The 20,514-nt window shown below is 72.9% G+C and carries 21 protein-coding genes and 1 riboswitch; of the genes, 7 read left to right on the forward strand and 14 right to left on the reverse strand.

Annotated elements, in window-relative coordinates:
* Positions 1-29: 29 nt before the first annotated feature.
* From AW273_RS22285 to AW273_RS22305, 5 genes are all read left to right on the forward strand, one after another.
* Positions 30-617, forward strand: coding sequence for an HD domain-containing protein (locus AW273_RS22285; RefSeq protein ID WP_062351190.1), 588 nt, complete (start codon positions 30-32; stop codon positions 615-617).
* Between the two features lie 63 nt (positions 618-680).
* A complete protein-coding gene (locus tag AW273_RS22290) occupies positions 681-1,502 on the forward strand; it encodes an ABC transporter permease (RefSeq protein WP_062351192.1) in 822 nt (273 codons plus the stop codon).
* Positions 1,478-2,173 carry an ABC transporter ATP-binding protein gene (locus AW273_RS22295; RefSeq protein ID WP_062351196.1) on the forward strand — a complete coding sequence of 232 codons (696 nt, stop codon included), beginning with the start codon at positions 1,478-1,480 and terminating at the stop codon, positions 2,171-2,173. The genes AW273_RS22290 and AW273_RS22295 overlap by 25 nt, the downstream gene beginning before the upstream one ends.
* Positions 2,170-3,129, forward strand: coding sequence for an ABC transporter substrate-binding protein (locus AW273_RS22300; RefSeq protein ID WP_062351199.1), 960 nt, complete (start codon positions 2,170-2,172; stop codon positions 3,127-3,129). Before AW273_RS22295 ends, AW273_RS22300 begins: the two co-directional genes overlap by 4 nt.
* Positions 3,126-4,232 carry an LLM class flavin-dependent oxidoreductase gene (locus tag AW273_RS22305; protein WP_062351202.1) on the forward strand — a complete coding sequence of 369 codons (1,107 nt, stop codon included), beginning with the start codon at positions 3,126-3,128 and terminating at the stop codon, positions 4,230-4,232. Before AW273_RS22300 ends, AW273_RS22305 begins: the two co-directional genes overlap by 4 nt.
* Here AW273_RS22305 and AW273_RS22310 read toward each other — a convergent pair.
* From AW273_RS22310 to rpe, 8 genes are all read right to left on the reverse strand, one after another.
* Positions 4,229-4,681: a PH domain-containing protein gene (locus tag AW273_RS22310; RefSeq protein ID WP_062351203.1), complete on the reverse strand. Its 453-nt coding sequence runs from the start codon at positions 4,679-4,681 to the stop codon at positions 4,229-4,231. The two genes, AW273_RS22305 and AW273_RS22310, sit on opposite strands and share 4 nt — an antisense overlap.
* Positions 4,682-4,692: 11 nt before the next feature.
* Entirely contained in the window at positions 4,693-5,172 is a 480-nt protein-coding gene (gene ribH / locus AW273_RS22315) for a 6,7-dimethyl-8-ribityllumazine synthase (RefSeq protein ID WP_062351226.1), read from the reverse strand.
* Positions 5,169-6,389, reverse strand: coding sequence for a bifunctional 3,4-dihydroxy-2-butanone-4-phosphate synthase/GTP cyclohydrolase II (locus AW273_RS22320; RefSeq protein WP_062351228.1), 1,221 nt, complete (start codon positions 6,387-6,389; stop codon positions 5,169-5,171). Before AW273_RS22320 ends, ribH begins: the two co-directional genes overlap by 4 nt.
* Complete coding sequence (locus tag AW273_RS22325) at positions 6,386-7,006, reverse strand: nicotinamide mononucleotide transporter family protein (protein ID WP_062351233.1); 621 nt, start codon at positions 7,004-7,006, stop codon at positions 6,386-6,388. Before AW273_RS22325 ends, AW273_RS22320 begins: the two co-directional genes overlap by 4 nt.
* Positions 7,003-7,590 carry a riboflavin synthase gene (locus AW273_RS22330; protein WP_062351236.1) on the reverse strand — a complete coding sequence of 196 codons (588 nt, stop codon included), beginning with the start codon at positions 7,588-7,590 and terminating at the stop codon, positions 7,003-7,005. The genes AW273_RS22325 and AW273_RS22330 overlap by 4 nt, the downstream gene beginning before the upstream one ends.
* Positions 7,591-7,592: 2 nt before the next feature.
* Entirely contained in the window at positions 7,593-8,648 is a 1,056-nt protein-coding gene (ribD, locus tag AW273_RS22335) for a bifunctional diaminohydroxyphosphoribosylaminopyrimidine deaminase/5-amino-6-(5-phosphoribosylamino)uracil reductase RibD (RefSeq protein WP_232327542.1), read from the reverse strand.
* 86 nt (positions 8,649-8,734) lie between these two features.
* Positions 8,735-8,865: riboswitch (FMN riboswitch) on the reverse strand.
* 74 nt (positions 8,866-8,939) lie between these two features.
* The gene (locus AW273_RS22340) at positions 8,940-9,719 is read right to left on the reverse strand and encodes an oxygenase MpaB family protein (protein WP_062351239.1); all 780 of its coding nucleotides are present in this window, start codon (positions 9,717-9,719) and stop codon (positions 8,940-8,942) included.
* 9 nt (positions 9,720-9,728) lie between these two features.
* Positions 9,729-10,388: a ribulose-phosphate 3-epimerase gene (rpe, locus tag AW273_RS22345; protein WP_062351242.1), complete on the reverse strand. Its 660-nt coding sequence runs from the start codon at positions 10,386-10,388 to the stop codon at positions 9,729-9,731.
* Positions 10,389-10,463: 75 nt separating this feature from the next.
* On the opposite strand from rpe, the gene AW273_RS22350 reads away from it, so the two are divergent.
* Positions 10,464-11,357, forward strand: a complete 894-nt coding sequence (locus tag AW273_RS22350) for an ATP-binding cassette domain-containing protein (RefSeq protein WP_062351245.1) — start codon at positions 10,464-10,466, stop codon at positions 11,355-11,357.
* The gene (locus tag AW273_RS22355; protein WP_062351248.1) at positions 11,357-12,145 is read left to right on the forward strand and encodes an ABC-2 transporter permease; all 789 of its coding nucleotides are present in this window, start codon (positions 11,357-11,359) and stop codon (positions 12,143-12,145) included. Before AW273_RS22350 ends, AW273_RS22355 begins: the two co-directional genes overlap by 1 nt.
* Here AW273_RS22355 and AW273_RS22360 read toward each other — a convergent pair.
* The 6 genes from AW273_RS22360 to AW273_RS38745 all read right to left on the reverse strand — a co-directional run bounded on the left by AW273_RS22360 (position 12,126) and on the right by AW273_RS38745 (position 20,499).
* The gene (locus tag AW273_RS22360) at positions 12,126-13,535 is read right to left on the reverse strand and encodes an RsmB/NOP family class I SAM-dependent RNA methyltransferase (RefSeq protein ID WP_062351251.1); all 1,410 of its coding nucleotides are present in this window, start codon (positions 13,533-13,535) and stop codon (positions 12,126-12,128) included. The two genes, AW273_RS22355 and AW273_RS22360, sit on opposite strands and share 20 nt — an antisense overlap.
* Before the next feature lie 48 nt (positions 13,536-13,583).
* Positions 13,584-14,510: a methionyl-tRNA formyltransferase gene (gene fmt / locus AW273_RS22365; protein ID WP_062351255.1), complete on the reverse strand. Its 927-nt coding sequence runs from the start codon at positions 14,508-14,510 to the stop codon at positions 13,584-13,586.
* A complete protein-coding gene (def, locus tag AW273_RS22370) occupies positions 14,510-15,058 on the reverse strand; it encodes a peptide deformylase (RefSeq protein ID WP_062351258.1) in 549 nt (182 codons plus the stop codon). Before def ends, fmt begins: the two co-directional genes overlap by 1 nt.
* A gap of 45 nt (positions 15,059-15,103) precedes the next feature.
* Positions 15,104-16,333, reverse strand: coding sequence for a hypothetical protein (locus AW273_RS22375; protein ID WP_157556041.1), 1,230 nt, complete (start codon positions 16,331-16,333; stop codon positions 15,104-15,106).
* 23 nt (positions 16,334-16,356) lie between these two features.
* A complete protein-coding gene (locus AW273_RS22380; protein ID WP_062351261.1) occupies positions 16,357-18,042 on the reverse strand; it encodes a hypothetical protein in 1,686 nt (561 codons plus the stop codon).
* Between the two features lie 129 nt (positions 18,043-18,171).
* On the reverse strand, positions 18,172-20,499 hold the full coding sequence (locus AW273_RS38745; protein WP_232327544.1) for a primosomal protein N': 2,328 nt from the start codon (positions 20,497-20,499) through the stop codon (positions 18,172-18,174).
* Between the last annotated feature and the right edge of the window lie 15 nt (positions 20,500-20,514).

The raw sequence follows: 20,514 nt of genomic DNA on the forward strand, positions 1-20,514 counted from the left end.
GCGGCGCTCGCCCTTGGTAGGTTCGCCGGGTGACGCAGGATTTCCCCGATTCCCCCGCGGGGCGCGCCCTGGTCGCGGAGTTGTCCGCACGCTGGGCCGAACCCCACCGCCGCTACCACACGACCCGCCACCTGACCGAGGTCCTGGCGGCGATCGAACCGCTGGCGGCCCATGCCGCCGATCTCCGAGCGGTCCGGCTGGCGGCCTGGTTCCACGACGCCGTCTACGACGGCCGGCCGGGCCTCGACGAGGAGCGCAGCGCCCAGCTCGCCCAGTCGCGCCTGACGGCCCTGGGGCTGCCGATCGCGCGTGAGGTCGCCCGGCTGGTCCGGGTGACGGCCACCCACTCCTACCCCGAGGGCGACGGGAACGCGGCGGTGCTCTGCGACGCCGACCTGGCCGTGCTCGGCCAGAGCCCGGAGCGGTACGACGCCTACGCCGAAGCGGTCCGGCGGGAATACCGCCACGTGCCCGACCCCCTGTTCCGGGTGGGCCGGGCCGAGGTGCTCCGGCGGCTGCTCGACGGTTCTCTCTACGGCACCCAAACGGCCCGTGACCTGTGGGAAGACCAGGCCCGGCGCAACCTGGAACGGGAGCTCCGGCACATTACCGATTGACTTGGTAGGAAATATGGGTAACTCTGGGGGCGGTCCACTCACCGCTCTCTGCGAGGTTCCCGTATGTCCGTCGTCGAGCTGGCGCGCCCGGTCGAAAGACCGCGCGCCACGCCGAAAGGGCCGCGGCGCCGCGTCACCGCGTGGCATCGCTGGCTGAGCCCGCTCGCCCTCCTCGTGATCTGGCAGATCGCCAGCGCCACCGGTCTGCTGCCCGAACGCCTGCTGGCCGCACCGGCCACCATCGCCGCCACCGCCGTCGAACTGACCCAGGCGGGGACGCTGCCGACCGCGATCGGGGTCTCGCTCCAGCGGGTGCTGATCGGCTTCCTGGTCGGCGGCGCGGCCGGAATCCTGCTCGCCCTGGTCGCGGGGCTGAGCCGGGCGGGTGAGAACGCGGTCGACCCGATCATGCAGGCGCTGCGGGCGCTGCCGTTCTTCGGCCTCATCCCGCTGTTCATCCTGTGGTTCGGCATCGGCGAGGAGCCGAAGATCCTGCTGGTGGCCCTGGCGGTGTCGTTCCCCCTCTACCTCAACACCTTCTCGGGCATCCGGGGCGTCGACGGCAAGCTCGCCGAGGTCGCCACGACGCTGAAGTTGTCGCGCGGCCAGTTGATCAGGCACATCGTGCTGCCGGGCGCGCTGCCCCAGACGCTCGTCGGGCTGCGGCAGGCCCTCGGCGTGGCCTGGCTGGCGCTGATCGTGGCCGAGCAGGTGAACGCGACCACCGGCCTCGGCTACATGATCAACGACGCCCGGGAGTTCCTGCGCACCGACGTGATCGTGGTCGGGCTGCTCGTCTACAGCGCGCTCGGGCTGGCCACCGACGCGATCGTCCGGCTGCTGGAGCGGAGGGCGCTCGCATGGCGACGCGGCTTTCTGGCGTAGCACGCGCGTTCGGCGACCGGGTCGTGCTCGACTCGCTCGACCTGGAACTGCGCGACGGCGAGTTCACCGCCCTGCTGGGGCGCAGCGGCTCCGGCAAGTCGACCCTGCTCCGGGCGCTGGCCGGGCTCGACGACGAGGTCACCGGAACGATCGACGTCACCGGCTCGGTCGCGGTGGCCTTCCAGGAGCCCCGGCTGGTGCCGTGGAAGCGGCTGCTGGCCAACATCACGCTCGGGCTCGACGCCCCCGCCGGCAAGGCGAAGGCGGCGCTGGCCGAGGTCGGGCTGGCCGAACGGTCCGACGCCTGGCCGCTCACCCTCTCGGGTGGTGAGGCACAGCGCGCGAGCCTGGCCCGCGCGCTGGTCCGCGAGCCCGAACTGCTGCTGCTCGACGAGCCCTTCTCGGCCCTCGACGCCCTCACCCGGATCACCATCCACCAGCTCGTGCTGGAGTTGTGGGCCCGGCACCGCCCGGCCGTGCTGCTGGTCACCCACGACGTGGACGAGGCGCTGCTGCTGGCCGACCGGGTGCTGGTGCTCGACGAGGGCCGCATCGCCCACGACATCTCCATCACGGCCGAGCGTCCCCGCCACCGCGAGGACCCCGGCCTGGTCACCCTGCGAAACACCCTGCTCGCCGCGCTCGGCGTCTCACCCGAAGGAAGATCATGAAACGCGCACTGCTGGCCGCCGTCCTGCTGCTGGCCGCCGCGTGCGGCAGCCCGTCGACCGACGCCGGCGCCCCCGAGGGAACGGTCACGCTCCGCGTGGGCGACCAGAAGGCCGGGGCGCAGGCGCTGCTGAAGGCGGCCGGGCTGCTCGACGGCGCCCCGTACAAGATCACGTTCGCCCAGTTCACCTCGGGCCCGCCGCTGCTGGAGGCGATCAACGCCGGGGCCGTCGACATCGGCGGCGTGGGCAACACTCCCCCGATCTTCGCGGCGGCGGCCGACTCGAAGATCAAGGTCGTGGCGGCCTACAAGCAGAACGTGACGGGGGCGGCGGTGGTCGTACCGGCGAACTCGACCCTGACCGGCCCGGCCGACCTCAAGGGCAAGAAGATCGCCGTGGCCAAGGGCAGTTCCTCCCACCACCACCTGCTGTCGGTGCTGAAGAAGGAGGGCCTGGCCTTCTCCGACATCCAGCCGCAGTACCTCCAGCCCGCCGACGCGCTGGCCGCCTTCTCCGGCGGCACCGTCGACGCCTGGACGATCTGGGAGCCCTTCACCTCCCAGGCGATCCTCCAGCACGAGGCGAGGGTGCTGGTCGACGGCACCGGCTACGTCAACGGCCTGAACTTCCAGGTCGCGGCCCCCGAGGCGATCGAGACCAAGGCCGACGCGGTCCGCGACTACCTGACCCGCATCGCCAAGGCCCGTCAGTGGGCGCTCGGTCACAAGCCCGAATGGGCCAAGGTGTGGGCGGCCGAGACCGGCCTGCCGCAGGAGGTCGCCGACGCGGCCGTCGACAACGCGGTCATGTCGCCGATCGTCATCGACGACGCCGTGGTCACCTCGGAGCAGCAGATGGCCGACGCCTTCGCCGCCGAGGGCCTCATCCCGGGCGGGCTGAAGTTCGCCGACTTCGTCGACCGGCGCTTCAACGACATCGTGGAGGCGGCGCAGTGAGATTCCACTGGTTCCTGCCGACGACCGGCGACGGCCGCTCGATCGTGGCCGGCGGCCACGGCCTCGGCCGCACCCACGGCGACGCCGAATACCGCGCCCCGTCGGTCGAATACCTGGGCCAGATCGCGAAGGCGGCCGAGCAGGTCGGCTTCGAGGCGGTGCTGACCCCGACCGGCACCTGGTGCGAGGACGCCTGGCTCATCACGGCGGCCCTGACCCAGGTGACGACCCGGCTGAAGTTCCTGGTGGCGTTCCGGCCGGGCCTGCTCTCCCCGACGCTGGCCGCGCAGATGGCCGCCACCTACCAGCGCGTCTCGGGCGGGCGGCTGCTGCTCAACGTGGTGACCGGCGGCGAGGCGGCCGAGCAGGCCCGGTTCGGCGACCACCTGAGCAAGGACGAGCGCTACGCCCGCACCGACGAGTTCCTCAGCGTCGTGCGGGGCGCCTGGCAGGGCGGCCTCGACTTCACCGGGACCTACTACGACGTGGCCGACGCCCGCGTCGCCGCCCCGCCGGAGCCCGCACCGGAGATCTACTTCGGCGGCTCCTCCGGCGCGGCCGGCCCGGTGGCCGCCAAGCACGCCGACGTCTACCTGACCTGGGGCGAGCCGCCCGCGCAGGTGGGCGAGAAGCTGCGCTGGATCCGCGACCTGGCCGCCGCGGAAGGGCGCACGCTCCGGTACGGCGTGCGCCTGCACGTCATCACCAGAGACACCAGCGAGGAGGCCTGGGCCGAGGCCGGACGCCTGCTGGAGCGCATCCCGAGCGGCGACGTCGCCAAGGCCCGCGAACTGCTGTCGACGAGCGAGTCGGTCGGCCAGAAGCGCATGCTCGCCCTGCACGAGGGCTTCACGGGCGGCAGGGCCCGCGACCTGGAGATCCACCCGGGCCTGTGGGCCGGGGTCGGCCTGGTGCGGGGCGGCGCGGGAACCGCGCTGGTGGGCAGCCACGCGGAGGTCGCCGACCTGCTGGAGGAGTACGCCGCCCACGGGGCGTCGGAGTTCATCCTGTCGGGCTACCCCCATCTGGAGGAGGCCTACTGGTTCGGCGAGGGCGTGCTGCCCGAACTGCGCAGGAGGGGCCTGGTCGCGAAGGCGGCCTAGTGGTCGGGGGCCTCGCTCTTGATCTTGATCAGCGCGTTCAGCTCCGCCACCGCCCGCGCCGCCCGCGCCTTCTCCGAGCCCTGGATCCCCATCGCCCCCACGACGCTCCCGTCGGCGAGGTCGAGGCGGGGCCAGGGCTCGGCCTCCGGGAGGGAGACGCCGAGGATCTCGGCCCACTCGTAGCGGTGCACCCGCACCGCGTTGACCACGGTCACGCCGTCGTCGTCGGCCACCACCCGCAGGCGGCCCAGCAGGTGGAGGAGGAAGGCGACGGCGCAGCCGAACACGAAGACCCCGATGCGGTCGGGGAGGTGGAACTGCTCCGGAAGGACGACCGCCAGGATCAGCGCGCCGCCCACCATGATCGCCGCGAGCGTGTAGGCCACGACGCGGGCCCTCTTCGGACGCCAGACGACGGGGAGGGGCGGCGCGGGAACACTCGGGAACATGAGACCGAACGTTAGCGCGATCCCGGGGTGAGCTCGCGCAACAGAACCGCCGTCTCCAGCGCCGCGACGGTCGCCTCGTAGCCCTTGTCCTCCTTCGACCCGGGCACACCCGACCGCTCGACGGCCTGGTGGACGCTGTCACACGTCAGCACGCCGTTGCCGACGGGGGTCGACTCGTCGAGGGAGACCCTGGTCAGGCCGCTGGTCACCGAGTCGCACACGTAGTCGAAGTGAGCCGTCTTGCCGCGGATGACCGCGCCCAGCGCCACCACGGCGTCGTGGGTGCGGGCCAGCGCCTGGGCCACCACGGGGATCTCCAGCGATCCGGCCACCCGGACCACGGTCGGGGTCGCGCCGCAGTCCTTGGCCGCCGCGACGGCCCGTTCGACCAGCTGGTCGGTGATCTTCTCGTGCCACCGGGCCGCGACGATGCCCACCGTCAGCCCCTGCGCCTCGACCGGCCACGTCTCCGGCCGTCCGCCACCACTCATGCCTGCTCCTCGGGAATCTCGTGACCCAGCCGGTCACGTTTGGCGTACAGGTACTTCTCGTTGTACGGGTTCACGGCGATCGGCATCGGCTCCCGGCCGAGCACCTTGATGCCGTATCCGTCCATCCCCCGCATCTTGGCGGGGTTGTTGGTCAGCAGGCGCACCGATTTGACCCCGAGGTCGCCGAGCATCTGGCCGGCGTTGGAGAACTCGCGGGCGTCGACCGGCAGGCCGAGTTCGAGGTTGGCGTCGACGGTGTCGTGGCCGTCGTCCTGGAGGGCGTAGGCGCGCAGCTTGGCCAGCAGGCCGATGCCGCGGCCCTCGTGGCCGCGCAGGTAGACGACCACGCCGCGGCCCTCCTCGGCGATGGCGGCCATGGCGTGGTCGAGCTGCACGCCGCAGTCGCAGCGCAGCGAGCCGAGCACGTCGCCCGTCATGCATTCGGAGTGGGCCCGGACCAGCACGTTCTCGCCGTCGTCGAGATCGCCGTAGACGAGCGCGACGTGCTCGCCGCCGTCGAGGGAGCTGGCGAAGCCGTAGGCCCGCCACATGCCGTAGCGGTTCGGGATGGACGTCTCGGCGACCCGGGTCACCACCCGCTCGGTGCGGCGGCGGAACTCGATGAGCTGCTCGATGGAGACCAGCGCGAGGTCGTGCTCGTCGGCGAAGACGCGCAGCTCGGGCAGCCGGGCCATGGTGCCGTCGTCGTTGGTCACCTCGGCCAGCGCCCCGGCGGGGGTCAAGCCGGCGAGCCGGGCCAGGTCGACGGCGGCCTCGGTGTGGCCGGGCCGCACCAGCACGCCGCCGTCGCGGTAGCGCAGCGGGAAGATGTGACCGGGCCGGACCAGCTCGAACGGCTCGGTCGCCGAGTCGGCCAGGGTGCGGATGGTGCGCGCCCGGTCGGCGGCGCTGATGCCGGTGCTGACCCCGTCGCGGGCGTCGACGCTGATCGTGTACGCCGTCCGCATGCGCTCCTTGTTGTCGTTCACCATCAGCGGCAGCCCGAGCCGGTCGAGGTCGTCGCCCCGCATGCCGACGCAGATGACGCCCGAGCTGTGCCGGATCGTGAAGGCCAGCGTCTGGGCCGTGGCTTTGGACGCCGCGAAGATGAGGTCGCCCTCGTTCTCGCGGTTCTCGTTGTCGACGACCACGACCGGCTTGCCGTCGCGGATGTCGGCGATCGCCCGTTCGATCGGATCGAGCCTGATGTCGTTCATACTGCGACGGCCTCCTGCTTGCGCCAGTTGACGAATCCGGTGAGGACCAGGACGAAGAACACCGCGTAGACCGCCCCGGAGACGACGAGCCCCGACCGGAAGGCCAGCGGCACTCCGACGAGGTCGACGGCGATCCAGACGAGCCAGAAGTCGGTCAGCGCCCTGCCCTGGGCCCAGGTCGCGACCGCGCTGCCGACGAAGATGTAGGCGTCGGCCGCCACCAGGAAGTAGCCCTCGGGAAGGGGGGCGTGCGCGCCCCACGAGAGCCCGGTGACGAAGAAGAACCAGCCGACCAGGGCGGTCCCGGCGACGACGGTCCCGGCCAGGAACAGCCGCTCGGCGTACGTCGCGGTCCGCACGGCCAGCACCTCGCCCTGGCTCTTCCACCGCACCCAGCCGTACACGGCCAGCACGCCGAACATGACCTGCTTCAGCGCGTTGCCGGTCAGCCCCGCGTCGATCGAGGCGGCCAGCAGCAGCACCGACGCGGTGAGCTGGACCGGCCAGGTCCACAACGACCTGCGGATGGCGAACACGACCGTGGCCAGGGCCAGGATGTTGCCGATGAGGTCGGTCCACAGGACGGTCGTCCCGAAGACCTCGAAGGTGGCGTTCACCGGGCCACCAGCTTCTCCACGTACTTGGCGATGACGTCGGCCTCCAGGTTCACCGGGTCGCCGGCGACCTTGCCGCCGAGGGTCGTCAGGGCGAGCGTGGTGGGGATCAGGCTGACGGTGAACTCCTCGCCGGAGACCGACGCGACGGTCAGCGAGACGCCGTCGACCGTGATCGAGCCCTTGTGGACGACGTAGCGGGCCAGGTCGGCGGGCAGGGAGATGGTCACGACCTCCCAGTGCTCGCCGGGTTCCCGCTTCAGCAGCGTCCCGGTCCCGTCGACGTGGCCCTGCACGATGTGGCCGCCGAGCCGCTGGTCGGCGCGGACCGCGCGCTCCAGGTTCACCGGCGAGCCCACGGTCAGCGCGCCCAGGCTGCTCCGGTCGAGGGTCTCCTTCATGACGTCGACGGTGAAGACGTCGTCGTTCACCTCGACGACGGTCAGGCAGACGCCGTTGACGGCGATCGAGTCGCCGTGCCCGGCGTCCTCGGTGACCTTGGGGCCGCGGAAGGCCAGCCGGGCCGCCTGCGGGAGAGGGTCGACGGCGACGACCTCGCCGAGTTCCTCGACGATTCCGGTGAACATGCTCAGTTCTCCTTCGGGGGCGCCGGCCGCGCGGTCACGCGCAGGTCCGGTCCAATGGGGACGACGTCTTCGAACTCCCAGCGGTGGATGCCGCCGACGCCCGTCACCCCGGCCTCGCCCAGGGCGCTGAGCCCCGAGCCGAGGAAGGCGGGCGCCAGGTAGGCGACGACCCGGTCGACCAGACCGGCGCGCAGGAAGCTCCCGGCGAGGGTGGGGCCGCCTTCGAGGAAGACGCTGACGATCCGGCGGCGGTGGAGTTCGGTCAGCAGGGCGGGCAGGTCGAGGCCGTGGGGGCCGCGCGGGACGCGAACGGCGTGCGCGGAGGGGAGGTCGACCCCGACGGCGAGCAGGGTGGGCGCGGCGTCGTCGAGCACCTTCGCGTGCGGGGGCGTGCTGCCCTCGCTGTCGACGACGACACGCAGGGGTTTCGCGGCGCCGGGCCGGACCGTCAGGTGGGGGTCGTCGGCCAGCACGGTGCCGATCCCGGCCATGATCGCGTCGTGCTGCGCGCGCAGGCGGTGCACGTCGGCGCGGGCCTCGGGCGAGGTGATCCACCGGCTGGTGCCGTCGGCGGCGGCCGACCGGCCGTCGAGGGTCGCGGCGAACTTCCACGTGACGAACGGCCGCCTCATCCGCGTGTACGTCAGCCAGTGGGCGTTCCCCCGCTCGGCCTCGGCCCGCAGCAGCCCCGTCTCGACGGCGACGCCCGCACGGCGCAGCCTCTCCGCGCCCCCGGCCGCGACCGGGTTCGGGTCGGGCACCGCGACGACGACACGTTCGATCCCGGCCTTGAGCAGCGCCTCGGAGCAGGGGCCGGTCCGGCCGTGGTGGTCGCAGGGTTCGAGGGTGACGTAGGCGGTGCCGCCCCGGGCCAGCTCACCGGCCTCGCGCAGCGCCCAGACCTCGGCGTGCGGCCCGCCGGCCGCGGCGTGGAAGCCCTCGCCGACGACGGAGCCCCCGGCGGACGTGATCACGCACCCGACCACCGGATTCGGGCTCGTCGTGCCCAGCCCGCGCGCGGCGAGGTCGATCGCCCGGCGCATGAAGTGGTCGTCCACCCCGGTCCCTTCCCTGAATCAGGGCTCCGGGGCATGGGCATGGAAGCGCCCAAGGACGGACGCACCCCGAACAGGGGCCTCGTCCGCCGCGTGCTGCCTCCCATCCGGACTTTCACCGTCGGTCCTGGAATTCCACCAGGTCAACCGGCCGATGGATTCGGCCGGGTCGCGGACTGTCACCGCCGGTTCGGACTTTCACCGACCCCGGAGCACGCATTGTTTCTTCGGTACGCGTAAAGGCTGTTGCCTACGCAAGTTATTCCCAGTCTGCCACGAGGGTTCCGGGCGGCGTCAATGTGGCACGGGTCGCAGTGCCCTCGGGACGGCGTTCAGGCCGGTCCGGACGGTGCGCAGCGTCATCGTCGCCCACACGTCGCCGAACGGGGTGGCGGGCAGGCCGTAGAGACGTCTGGCCCAGCGGGGCAGGCTGGCGAAGGCCACGGCGGTGATCCACGGGAAGATCGGCTTGATCAGGGTGAGCCGCGCCGGCAGCGGCGGGTTCAGCGACATCAGCAGCGGGTGGGGCGCCTCGGGCACGAACCGCAACTTCGGCCGCTCCCCCTCGATGTAGTCGCGCATCTCGCCCACCGAGTGGGGCACCTCGTCGGGTGACAGGCCGACGACCTCGGCGGCGCGGCGCCATTCGTACACGAACCGGTCGGCCTCCTCGTCGGTGAGGGGGACCCCGGCGCGGCGGGCCGTGGACAGGTAGGAGTCGACCTCCCCGACGTGCACCCAGCGCAGCGCGTCGGGCTCGTCGAGGTGGTAGCGGTCGCCGACGTCGGGGTCGTAGGCGGTCAGGGTGGCGTGGATCTTGCGGACCCGGGAGGCGGCCTTCTCCACCTCGGCCGCCGAGCCGTAGGTGCGCACCCGGACGAACTCGGTCGTGCGCAGGAAACGCGCCCACGCCTCGGACGGATCGAACAGGGCCGAGTTCTGGATCACCCCGCGCATCGCCCGGGGGTGGAGGCCCTGCATCAGCAGGGCCCGGAAGCCGCCCACGAAGAGCACCGGCTCCGCCATCACCCGCCAGGTGACCGAACCGGGCCCGAACAGCCCGTCTTGGCTCATGACCTCACGCTACGCCCCCTCGGCGAGCGCGCGAAGGGCGCGGACGGCGGCGGCGGGGTCGTCGCGGCCGTAGACGGCGTTCCCGGCCACGAAGACGTCGGCGCCCGCCTCGGCGCAGCGCTCGATCGTCTCGTCGGCCACCCCGCCGTCGACCTGGATCCAGACCTCCAGACCGTGCTTGGAGACCAGTTGCCGGGCCCGGCGGATCTTCGGCAGCACCCCGTCGAGGAACGGCTGCCCGCCGAAGCCGGGCTCGACGGTCATCAGCAGCAGCATGTCGATCTCGGGCAGCAGGTCTTCGTAGGCGTCGACGGCCGTCGCCGGGTTCAGCGCGAACCCCGCCCGCGCGCCCTCCTTGCGGATCGCCCGGAGGGTGCGCACCGGCGCCTTGGCCGCCTCGGCGTGGATGGTCACGCTCCTGGCGCCCGCCTCGGCGTAGCCGACCGCCCACCGGTCGGGGTCTTCGATCATGAGGTGGCAGTCGACCGGCGTCGAGACCGCCTTCAGCAGCGCCTCCACCACGGGCAGGCCGAGCGTCAGGTTGGGCACGAAGTGGTTGTCCATCACGTCGACGTGGAGCCAGTCGGCCACTCCCGCGACCCGGGCGGCCTCGTCGGCCAGTCGGGCGAAATCGGCGGACAAAATGCTGGGCGAGATCTGTACGGCCATGACGCCGAAGTCTACGCGGCAAGGTTTTGTCCCCTCATGAACCTGCGGATGATCAGCGCGAACTAGCCTCGAACCATGATCAGCGCATCCGGCCTGACCAAGGTCTACGGCGGCAAGACCGCCGTAGACCACGCCGACTTCACGGTGCGGCCGGGTGTGGTGACGGGCTTCCTCGGCCCGAACGGGGCGGGCAAGTCGACCGCGATGCGGCTCATCCTCGGTCTCGACCGGGCGACCTCCGGCTCGGTCACCGTCAACGGGCGCCTCTACCGCGACCTGCCCGCGCCGCTGCGCGAGGTCGGCGCGCTGCTGGAGGCCAAGGCCTGGCACGGCGGGCGGTCGGCCTACAACCACCTGCGGTTCCTGGCCCGCACCAACGGCATCCCCAACCGCCGCGTCCGCGAGGTGCTCGACATCGTCGGCCTCCACGACGTCGCCGCCAAACGCGCCAGGGGCTACTCGCTGGGCATGGGCCAGCGGCTCGGCATCGCCGCCGCCCTGCTGGGCGACCCCGCGATCCTGATGTTCGACGAGCCGGTCAACGGGCTCGACCCCGAGGGCATCCTGTGGATCCGGCGGCTGATGCAGTCGCTGGCCGCCGAGGGACGCACCGTGTTCGTCTCCAGCCACCTGATGTCGGAGATGGCGCTCACGGCCGGGCACCTGATCGTGATCGGCCGGGGCCGGATCCTGGCCGACACCCCGATGGCCGACTTCATCCCCGCCAGCCACGTGCGGGTCCGCTCCCCCGACCTGGCCGCCCTCGGCCGGGCCGTCGCCGCCGAGAACTGGCGGGCCCGCACCGCCGAAGAGGCCCTCCTGGTGTACGGGGCGACGCCCGCCGACGTCGGCGACCTCGCCTACCGGCACGGGATCCGCATCCACGAGCTGTCGCCCGTCCATCCGTCGCTGGAGGAGGCGTTCATGCGCCTGACGGCCGACAGCGTCGAGTTCCACGGGGGCGGTTGATGGTCCTCCGGAAGGCCACCTTCGCGGGAGCCGTGGCCGGGGAGTGGATCAAGATCTGGACCGTGCGGTCGACGTTGTGGACCATGTTCTCCACCGTCGTGGTGACCGTGGGGCTGTCGTCGCTGCTGGCGCTGGCGTACACGTTGTCCTACGACCGGCTCGGCTTCCGGGCCCGGCTGGCCTTCGACCCGGTCGCCTACGGGCTGGCCGGGCTGAACTTCGGGGTGATCACCCTGGGCGTGCTCGGGGTGCTGGCGGTCTCGACCGAGTTCTCGTCGGGGCTCATGCGGACCTCGCTCTCCGCCGTGCCGCGCCGCTCGCGCCTGCTGGCCGCCAAGGCCGTCGTGCTGGCCGTGATCGCGCTGGCCGTGGGGCTGATCTCGTCGTTCGCGGCGTTCTTCGCCTCGCAGGCGATCTTCTCGATGCGGCGGCTCGGCGTCGGGATCGGCGACCCCGAGGTGCTGCGCGCGGTCACCGGCGGCGGGCTCTACCTCACGCTGATCGCGCTGATCTCGCTCGGCGCGGGGGCGATCGTGCGGCACACCGCCGGGGCGATCACGTCGGTGCTCGGGGTGCTGTTCGTGGCGCCGATCTTCGGGGTGTTCCTGCCGGAGGACTGGGGGCGTACCGTCCAGAAGTTCCTGCCCCCGGCGGCCGGGAGCGCGATCCTGACCACCCGCGAGACGCCGGTCACCCTGCCGCCGTGGCAGGGGTTCGGCGTCTTCGCGGGTTACACGGCCCTGGTGCTCCTGGTCGCGTTCGTGTTGTTCAGGCGTCGCGACGTCTGAGCAGCGCCAGGAACATGGCGTCGGTGCCGTGGCGGTGCGGCCAGAACTGGGCGTAGGGGCCGTCGCCGAGCCCCGGGACCTCGGGCAGGTAGGCGCGGGCGTCGAGCGTCTCGGCCAGGTCGGCCATGTCGCCCACGACGGCCCGGGTCTCGGCGATGTGGGGCGAGCAGGTCACGTAGGCGACCACGCCGCCCGGCCGGACCGCCCTCAGCGCCGACCGCAGCAGCGTGCGCTGCAGCGCGGTGAGCTCGGGGATGCCGCGCTGGTCACGCCGCCACCGGGCCTCCGGACGGCGCCGCAGCGCCCCCAGGCCGGTGCACGGCGCGTCGAGCAGAACGCGGTCGAACACACCCTCCCGCCAGGGCGGGTTGGTGCCGTCGGCCACCACGACGGTGGCCTCCTTGGTCGCCTGCCAGGCCAGCCGGGCGCGGTGTTCCTGCGAGTCGCCCGCGAGCAGCCGCGCGCCGGTCTGCGTCGCGATCGCGTCGAGCAGGCCCGCCTTGCCGCCGGGGCCCGCGCACATGTCGAGCCAGGTCCCGTCGCGGTCGTCGAGCGGCACCCGGGTCAGGGCCAGGGCGACGAGCTGGCTGGCCTCGTCCTGCACCGCCGCGCGCTGCTCGCCGACCGCCTTGAGCTGGCCGGGGTCGCCCTCGGTCAGGTAGGCGCCGTAGGGCGAGTAGGGGGCGGGCTCGGCGCCGGCGTCGACGAGCTCGTCGATGGTCGCGCGGCCCGGCCGGGCCACCAGGGCCACCCGGGGCCGCTCGTTGTCGGCCTCCAGGACCTTGGCGGTCTCGTCGATCGAGCCGCCGACGGCGTCGCGCAGGGCGGTGACGATCCACTTCGGGTGGCTGTAGGTGACGGCCAGATGGCCGATCGGGTCGTCTTCGACCGGCGGCGCGACCGCCTTCAGCCACTCGTCGAGCGAACGCTGGCTGACCTTGCGCAGGATCGCGTTGGCGAACCGCGACGGCCCCTGGCCGACCCGCAGCCGGACCAGGTCGATCGTGGCCGAGACGGCGGCGTGGGCCGGGATGCGGGTGCGCAGGAGCTGGTGGACGCCCAGCCGCATGGCGTCGAGGAGCGGCGGGTCGATCTCCTCCGGCGGGCGGTCGCTGCAGGCGGCGATCACCTCGTCGTAGGTGCCCAGACCCCGCAGGGTGCCGTAGGCCAGCTCGGTCGCGAGGGCGGCGTCGCGGCCGGTGATGTCACGCTGCCGCAACATCTGCGGCAGCAGCAGGTTGGCGTAGGCGTCGCGCTCGTCGACGGCCCTCATCAGGTCGTACGCCGCGTTTCTTGCCTCGTCACGGACGGGCTTGGGGGGCCTCGGAGGGCCGCCGCGCCGACCGGTGGAGCGGGCCCGTCCTGAGGGGTTGTTGCCCCGGTTCGTCATCTGGCGGTTGCCTTTGGTTGGTGGTGGCGAGCGATCATCCAGGGTAGCTCAGCCCAGGTGGTCGCCTTCCCCGATTCGGGCACCGCGGGCCCAATCGCCCGCCGTCATGGGCTTCTTCCCCTCGGCCTTCACCTCGCCGAGCAGAACGGGGTGGCTGGCCGTGCCGGCCCAGACCCGGTTCTTCTGGACGCGGATCTCTCCCGGCGCCAGCTTCTCGGCGTCGGGGGCCGGGGTGACCGGGCCCAGTTTGAGCCGGTGGCCGCGGAACTCGGTCCAGGCGCCGGGATTGGGCGTGCAGGCCCGGACGAGCCGGTCGACCCGGAGGGCCGGGGCGGTCCAGTCGACCCGGGCGTCGTCGACCTGGATCTTGGGAGCCAGGCTGACCCCCTCGGCGGGCTGCGGGCGCGCTTCGAGGGTGCCGTCTTCGATGCCGTCGATCGTGGCGGCCAGCAGGCCGGCGCCCGACTCGGCCAGCCGCGCCAGCAGCTCGCCGCTGCTGTCGGACGGCCGTATCTCCTCGGTCACCACCCCGAACACCGGACCGGCGTCGAGCTCCTTGACGATCCGGAACGTGGCCGCGCCGGTGATCTCGTCGCCGTGGAGCACGGCGTGCTGGACGGGGGCCGCGCCGCGCCAGGCCGGCAGCAGCGAGAAGTGCAGGTTGACCCAGCCGTGGACCGGGATGTCGAGCGCCGCCTGCGGCAGCAGCGCGCCGTAGGCGACCACCGGGCAGCAGTCGGGCGCGATCTCCCGCAGCCGGTCGAGGAACACCGGGTCGCCGGCCTTCGCGGGCTTCAGCACCTCGACGCCCGCCTCGGCGGCGAGCTCGGCGACCGGGCTGGGATGGAGCCTGCGGCCGCGCCCCGACTGGGCGTCGGGCCGGGTCACCACGGCCGCCACCTCGTGACGGGAGGCCAGCAGTGCCCGCAGCGACGGGAGCGCGGTCTCGGGGGTGCCCGCGAAGACGAGACGCACTAGATCGCCCTCCCGAACGTGGCGTGCGGCGAGAACTTCACGACCGGGGCCGACAGGCCACTCCACTCGGCCTCGCGGACCGCCTTCATCGCGAGCTTGCGCTGCTTGGCGTCCATGCGGTCGACGAACAGGATGCCGTCGAGGTGGTCGGTCTCGTGCTGCAGGCAGCGGGCCATCAGGTCGGTGCCCTCGATCGTGACCGGGTCGCCGTGCATGTTGAAGCCCCTGGCGACCGCGCGGATCGCGCGCGGCGTCGGGAAGGCCAGGCCGGGGAAGGACAGGCAGCCCTCCTCGCCCTCCTCGTCGCACTCGTCACCAAGGTCGAGGACCGGGTTCACCAGATGGCCGACCACGTCGTCGATGTTGTAGGTGAAGACGCGGAGCCCGACGCCGATCTGCGGGGCGGCGAGGCCGGCGCCCGGGGCGTCCATCATCGTGTCGGTCAGGTCTTTGACGAGCTTGCGCAGTTCCTTGTCGAAGGTCTTCACCGGCTCCGCCGGAGTGCGCAACACGGGGTCGCCGAACAGGCGGATCGGCTGAACTGCCACCAGAAGGCTCCTTGGACTAGGGATCAGCCCAGTTTAAGGGCGCTCTCAGCGCGACCGGGTCTTCATCGCCGCCTTGCGGGCGGCCTTGGCGACCACGACGTCGGGATGGTTCTTGCCGAGCAGTTCGAGCACGGCCAGCGCGTCGGGATGGTCGGCCGCGCCCATGATGGGCACCAGGCTGAGCAGGTCGTCGCCGAGCACGTCGAGGTCGCCGCCCTTGGCCGGGGCGCCCAGGTAGAGCAGGGCGGCCAGGGTGTCGACGGCCACCCAGGCGCCGTCGGCCTCGCCGAGGGCCGGGGCGTCGAAGTCGCGCACGCCCAGCCAGGCGGCGGCGTAGCGCCACATCAGCGGCTCGTCGAGCGCCTCCCGCACGGCCGGGGCGGCCTCCGGGCCGAGCTCTTCGAGGATGGTGCCGGCGGTGCCGCGCTGGGCGGCGTTGCCGGTCGCGGCGATCTTGATCAGGTCGCGGGCCGCCTCTTCGGGGGCCCGCCGCTCCAGCCACAGGCTGGCCGCGCTCGCCGACGCCTTCCCGGCGATCAGCGCGTCGATGAGCTCGCCGGCGGTCAGCAGGGCCAGGCCCTCGATCTCGCTCAGCGAGGGGGCGTCGTGGCCTTCGCGCAGCAGGTCGCGGCGGACCGCCCACACGCCGATCGGGGTGAGCCGCACCGAGTCGGCCCCCGCGGACTCGATCAGCCCGCAGTAGGCCAGCAGCTCCATCGCCGCGGCCAGCTCGGCCGGCAGGGCCAGGCGCAGCCGCCGCAGCTCCTGGAGCCCGGCCTCGCAGCCGACTTCGTGGGCCTGGAGGATCCCGGTCGTGAGCAGCGGCACCGCCATGCCCTCGCGCACCGAGTACATCGTGGCCAGGATCTCGGTCAGGTGCTCGTCGACGACGGCCGAGCCGGTCAGCCCCTGCTCGTCGGTCCGGTCGAGCACGTCCATGACGACGCCGTCCCAGAACTCCATCGTGTCGCGCACCCCGGGCCCCGGCCGGGCGCCCTCGGGGGTGATCTCGATGAGGCGGCCGTTGACCGCCACGATCCACAACAGCCGCAGGCGGTCGGCCTTCAGGCCGAGGTCGTGGACGACCTGGGCGGCGTCACCCGGCCGGAGGGTGTGATCGTCGGCGACGGGGCGGGTGCCGGTCCAGGCGGCGAGGCGGGCCGCGTCGCGTACCAGGGGGACCGCCCGCACCTGAGCGGCGAGCTCGTCGTCGAGCGCCAGCTCGACCGGCGGGAAGGTGAGCACGTCGCTGTCGAGGATCGCTGAACCTGGCATTCCTGCAACTTACTCCACACTGGTTACCTGATACCCCGCGAACGAGCCTTGAAGGCGGCCTTCCTGGCGGCCTTGGCGGCGTTCCGGTCGGGCAGGGTGTGGCCGAGCAGTTCGAGCACCTGCACGACGTCGGGGTGCTCCACCTTCCACATGTCCTCGATCACCTCGGGCGACGGCCCGGAGGCGGCCATGTTCTCGGCGAACGACTCGGGGTCGGCCTCGGCCGCCGGGATCGCCAGGGCGAGCATGTCGACGCTGACCCAGAGCATCTCGTCTTCGGTCAGCGGCGGCGCGCCCAGCCGGCGGGCCGACAACCAGTGGATGACATGGGGCCGCAGCTCCGGGTCGGACAGGTAGCGCCGGACGGCGGGCTCGGCCTCGAACCCCAGCCGGTCGACGATCGTGACGGCCACCCCGCGCACCTCGGCCGGCGCCCCGACGACCGCTTCGAGCAGCTCCCCGGCGGCCTCGGCGGGCGACCGGGCGCCCAGCCACCGGACGATGTCGGGCTCGGCCGCCTCGGGGGTGACGCCGTCGGACAACAACCCCGCGATGAGCCCGCTCGCGTCGCCCTCGGCCAGGTCGGGCGCGATGGGCGCGTCGAGGCCGAGCTCGGCGTACATCTCGCGGATCCCCCACATGCCGTGAGGGGTCAGCACGAGACCCTCGTCGGTTATGGCGACGGTGCCCGCGGCGACGAGCCCTTCGAGGGCCTCGGTCAGGTCGCCGACCGGCCCGTCGTCGGCCACCTCGCTGAGGTAGTCGCCCACGGCCTCGACCGGGACCGGGACCTGGAGCCGGTAGAGCAGGTCGTGGATGGCGTAGACCTCCTTGTCGACCACCGCCGACCCGGTGACCTCGCCGCGGTCTTCGCCCAGGAACTCGACCAGCCCCACCCAGAGGTCGAGCACGTCTTCGTCGGCCCGCTCCTCAAGGGCGCGGAACCCCGCCTCGGCGCTGACCCGGACGCCGTCGAGCTCGGCGAGCCCGAGCTCCAGCGCCAGCCCCCAGGCGACCGACGGCCGGGCCACCCCCTGGCCCGCGAGCTCTCTGGCGTCTTTGACCCTGAGGGCCTTGCGGGTGGTCGCGGTCGCGCCGTTCCCGACCATCCAGGCCACGACGGTGTGGGCGTCGCGCAGCAGCGGCACCTCGCGCACCATCGTGGCGACCTCACCCGGCGCGGCCAGCCGCACGGGCGGCAGCGGCGCGCAGCCGGGGCAGTCGCAGTCTTCGTCGAGGGTGAGGCTGCGCCCCTGCCCGAGCCGCGGCGCGGCGTCGTCGACACCCGGCTCGATGAGCTCGAAGGTGTCGGCGCCGATGACACTGAAGATGCTCTTGGCCATGCCGAACTTGGACGAGTCGGCCAGCGCGGCCGGCATCAGCGGCCCCACCCGGTCGAGCGTGGCCCGCATCTCGGCGGCGGTCGGGCCGTCGACCTCACCGGTGGCGGCCAGGAAGTCGACGAGCGAGTGGGCGGCCGCGACGGTTCCCGGCGCGCTGTCGGGCGGGGTGATCACCTTGCGGGGATAGATCTCCAGCAGCAGTTCCTCGAAAGTGGCGGGCCGGAAATCCCCCGGCGCGGCGACCTCCAGGTAGTCACTGGCGTAGTCGCACAGCAGCCTGACCTCATCGGCATCGGGAGTGACGCCGTTCTCGTGCCCCCAGACACGCAGGCCGTCGATGGCCCGGTTCACCCATTCGATCGACACAGGGAGACGCTAACGGGTTACTGACCGCATCGCGAATCGACGCCCTCGCCCCTAGATCAGGTCACAGCAGTTCAACCACCCCGATCCCCACCCTGACCACCTCGGAGACCCGCCTCCTGGATCCGTCCGTCACAACAGGTCCAGCGGGTCGATGTCCACCCGGACCACCTCGGCGGCCTTGCGCGCGGACCTGACCCCGGCGGCGCCCTTGAGGACCCTGGCCAGCTCGGCCCCCTTGGACTTGGGCGCCCGCAGGACCGCCCGCTCCTCGCCGGCACGTCCGACCGGCACCGGCCCCAGCACCTCCACGCCCTCCGGGAGCGCGGTGACGCCGAGCATCTCCCTGATCGCGGCCGGCGACCCGGTGAGCGTGGCGACGTGGGTGACGGGCGGGAACCCGAGCTCGGCGCGGTCGCGGAGCTCCCGTTCGGCGTGCGTGACCGGATCCCACCGGACGAGCGCCTGGGTGACCGGCGCCTGCCCGTCGGTGAGCACGACGACCTCACCACCCGGCCGGACCAGCGCCGCGGCGTTCAGCCACCTCCGGAGCGCCTCCTCGGCGGCCCGGAGGTCGGGCCTGCTCAGCATCGCCCACCCGTCGAGCAGCGCCGCCGCCGCGTAGCCGCCCTCTGCCACGGGTTCGGCCCCCGGCGTGGCCACCACGAGCGCCGCCGAACCGGGCACCGAGGCGAGCACCCCGTCCCGCCCCGACGTCGTGACCCTGGTCGACGGAAACGCCCGTCCCAGCTCTTCGGCCGTCCTGCGCGCCCCCACGACGGCCGCTCGCAGGCGCGGGGACCCGCAGTTGTGGCAGCGCCAGTCTCCGGCGATCCGGCCACACCAGCGGCAGTAGGGCGCCGCGTGCCCGTTCGTCAGCGCCAGCGGCCCGGAGCAGTTCGTGCACCGCGCCCGGGTCCGGCAGTCCTGACAATTCAACGCCGGGAGATATCCGCGCCTCGGCACCTGGACGAGCACCGGCCCCCGCTCCAGCCCCGCCTTGAGCGCCCGCCACGCGACGCTGGGCAGCCGGGCGGCCTTCGCGGCCTGGTCGCGCCCGAGCTCGGCGTCGTCACCGGCCGGCCTGACCCGTGGCGCCCACCGCCTGACCTCGTCACGGGCGGCGGCCAGCGGCCTCGCCCACCCGGTGGCGATGAGCCGTGTCCCTTCGGCGGTACGCGCGTACCCCCCGATCAGCATCGCCGCACCCGCCGCGTGAACCCGGGTGGCCAGCACCTCCCGGGCGTGCGGGTAGGGCGCCAGCCGCTCGGAGTGCAGGTCGTCCCCGTCGTCCCAGAGCACCGCGAGCCCCAGGTCCCGTACGGGCGCGAACGCCGTCGCCCGGTTCCCCACGGCGACCGCGACCTCGCCCCGCAGCACCCTGAGCCACCGCCGATAACGCTCGGCGGGCCCCAGATCAGCGGTGATGGCGACGTGGGGCGTGTCGTCGAGCGCGGCGCCGACGAGCGCGACGTCCTTCCCGTCGGGGACCACCACGACGACCCCCCGCCCGGCGGCGACGGTCTGCCGAACGGCTTCGGCGACCGCTCCGGGCCAGGTCGGCGGCCCACCGGGCAGCGCGGTCCAGACGGCCCGCACCGGCCGCCCCTCCCGGAGCCCGGCGAGGAAGGAGAGCCCGGCGGGATAGGCGCCCCAGTAGTCACTCGACTCCCGCACCCGTCCCGAAATCAGGTGATCGGTCTGGGCGGGGAGGGCAACCGAGATCTCGCGATTCACGGGGGTGGCGCGCGGCGAGGGAACACTCCCTTCACCAGAAATCTCGCGACTTACATCCCCCGCTCCGCCCGGCATCTCGGCGTCCGCGCCCGGCCCTGACACGGCCCCGGCGTCCAAGCCCCCGGAAACCGCATCACCCGCCATAGGCCCCGATGCGGCCGCGCCAACCGAAATCTCAGGACCCGCACCAGGCAAGGCCTTCCCGCCGGAGGCGGCGTCGCCGGCCCCCAGCCGCACGGTCACCCCGGCCTCACGCCGCCCGCCCGAGGCCGCCGACTCGCGCCCCGCCTCAGCCCGCGCGTGCCGGGGCGGGATCGCCAGCCGCAGCACATCGGACAACGTCCCCGCATACCGATCGGCCACGCCCCGCGCCAGAGCGGCGATCTCCGGCGTCAGCACCCGCTCCGGCGAGATCACCCGGTCGAGGAAGAGGAGCGCCCCCTGATGCTCGCTGGACTCCACCCGTTCCAGTAGGAAGGCGTCGGTCAGCTTGCCCGCGAACCGCACCCGCACCCGCACCCCGGGCCGGGCGGCCTCGTCGAGCGAGGCGGGCACGAGATAGTCGAAGGGCCGGTCGAGGTGGGGCAGCGGGTTGTCGACCACGACACGCGCGACCGGAGAGGAGTCAGCCGGTGAGGGCGCGCCTGCGGCCCTCCCTCGGGCTCCCGGGGAGGTCGCGTCGGAGGGAAGCGCGATCAGCGCCTCCTGCGAACCCTCGCTCACAAGGCCCAAGTCCTA

Source organism: Herbidospora yilanensis (genome assembly GCF_001570565.1).
Lineage (GTDB): Bacteria > Actinomycetota > Actinomycetes > Streptosporangiales > Streptosporangiaceae > Herbidospora > Herbidospora yilanensis.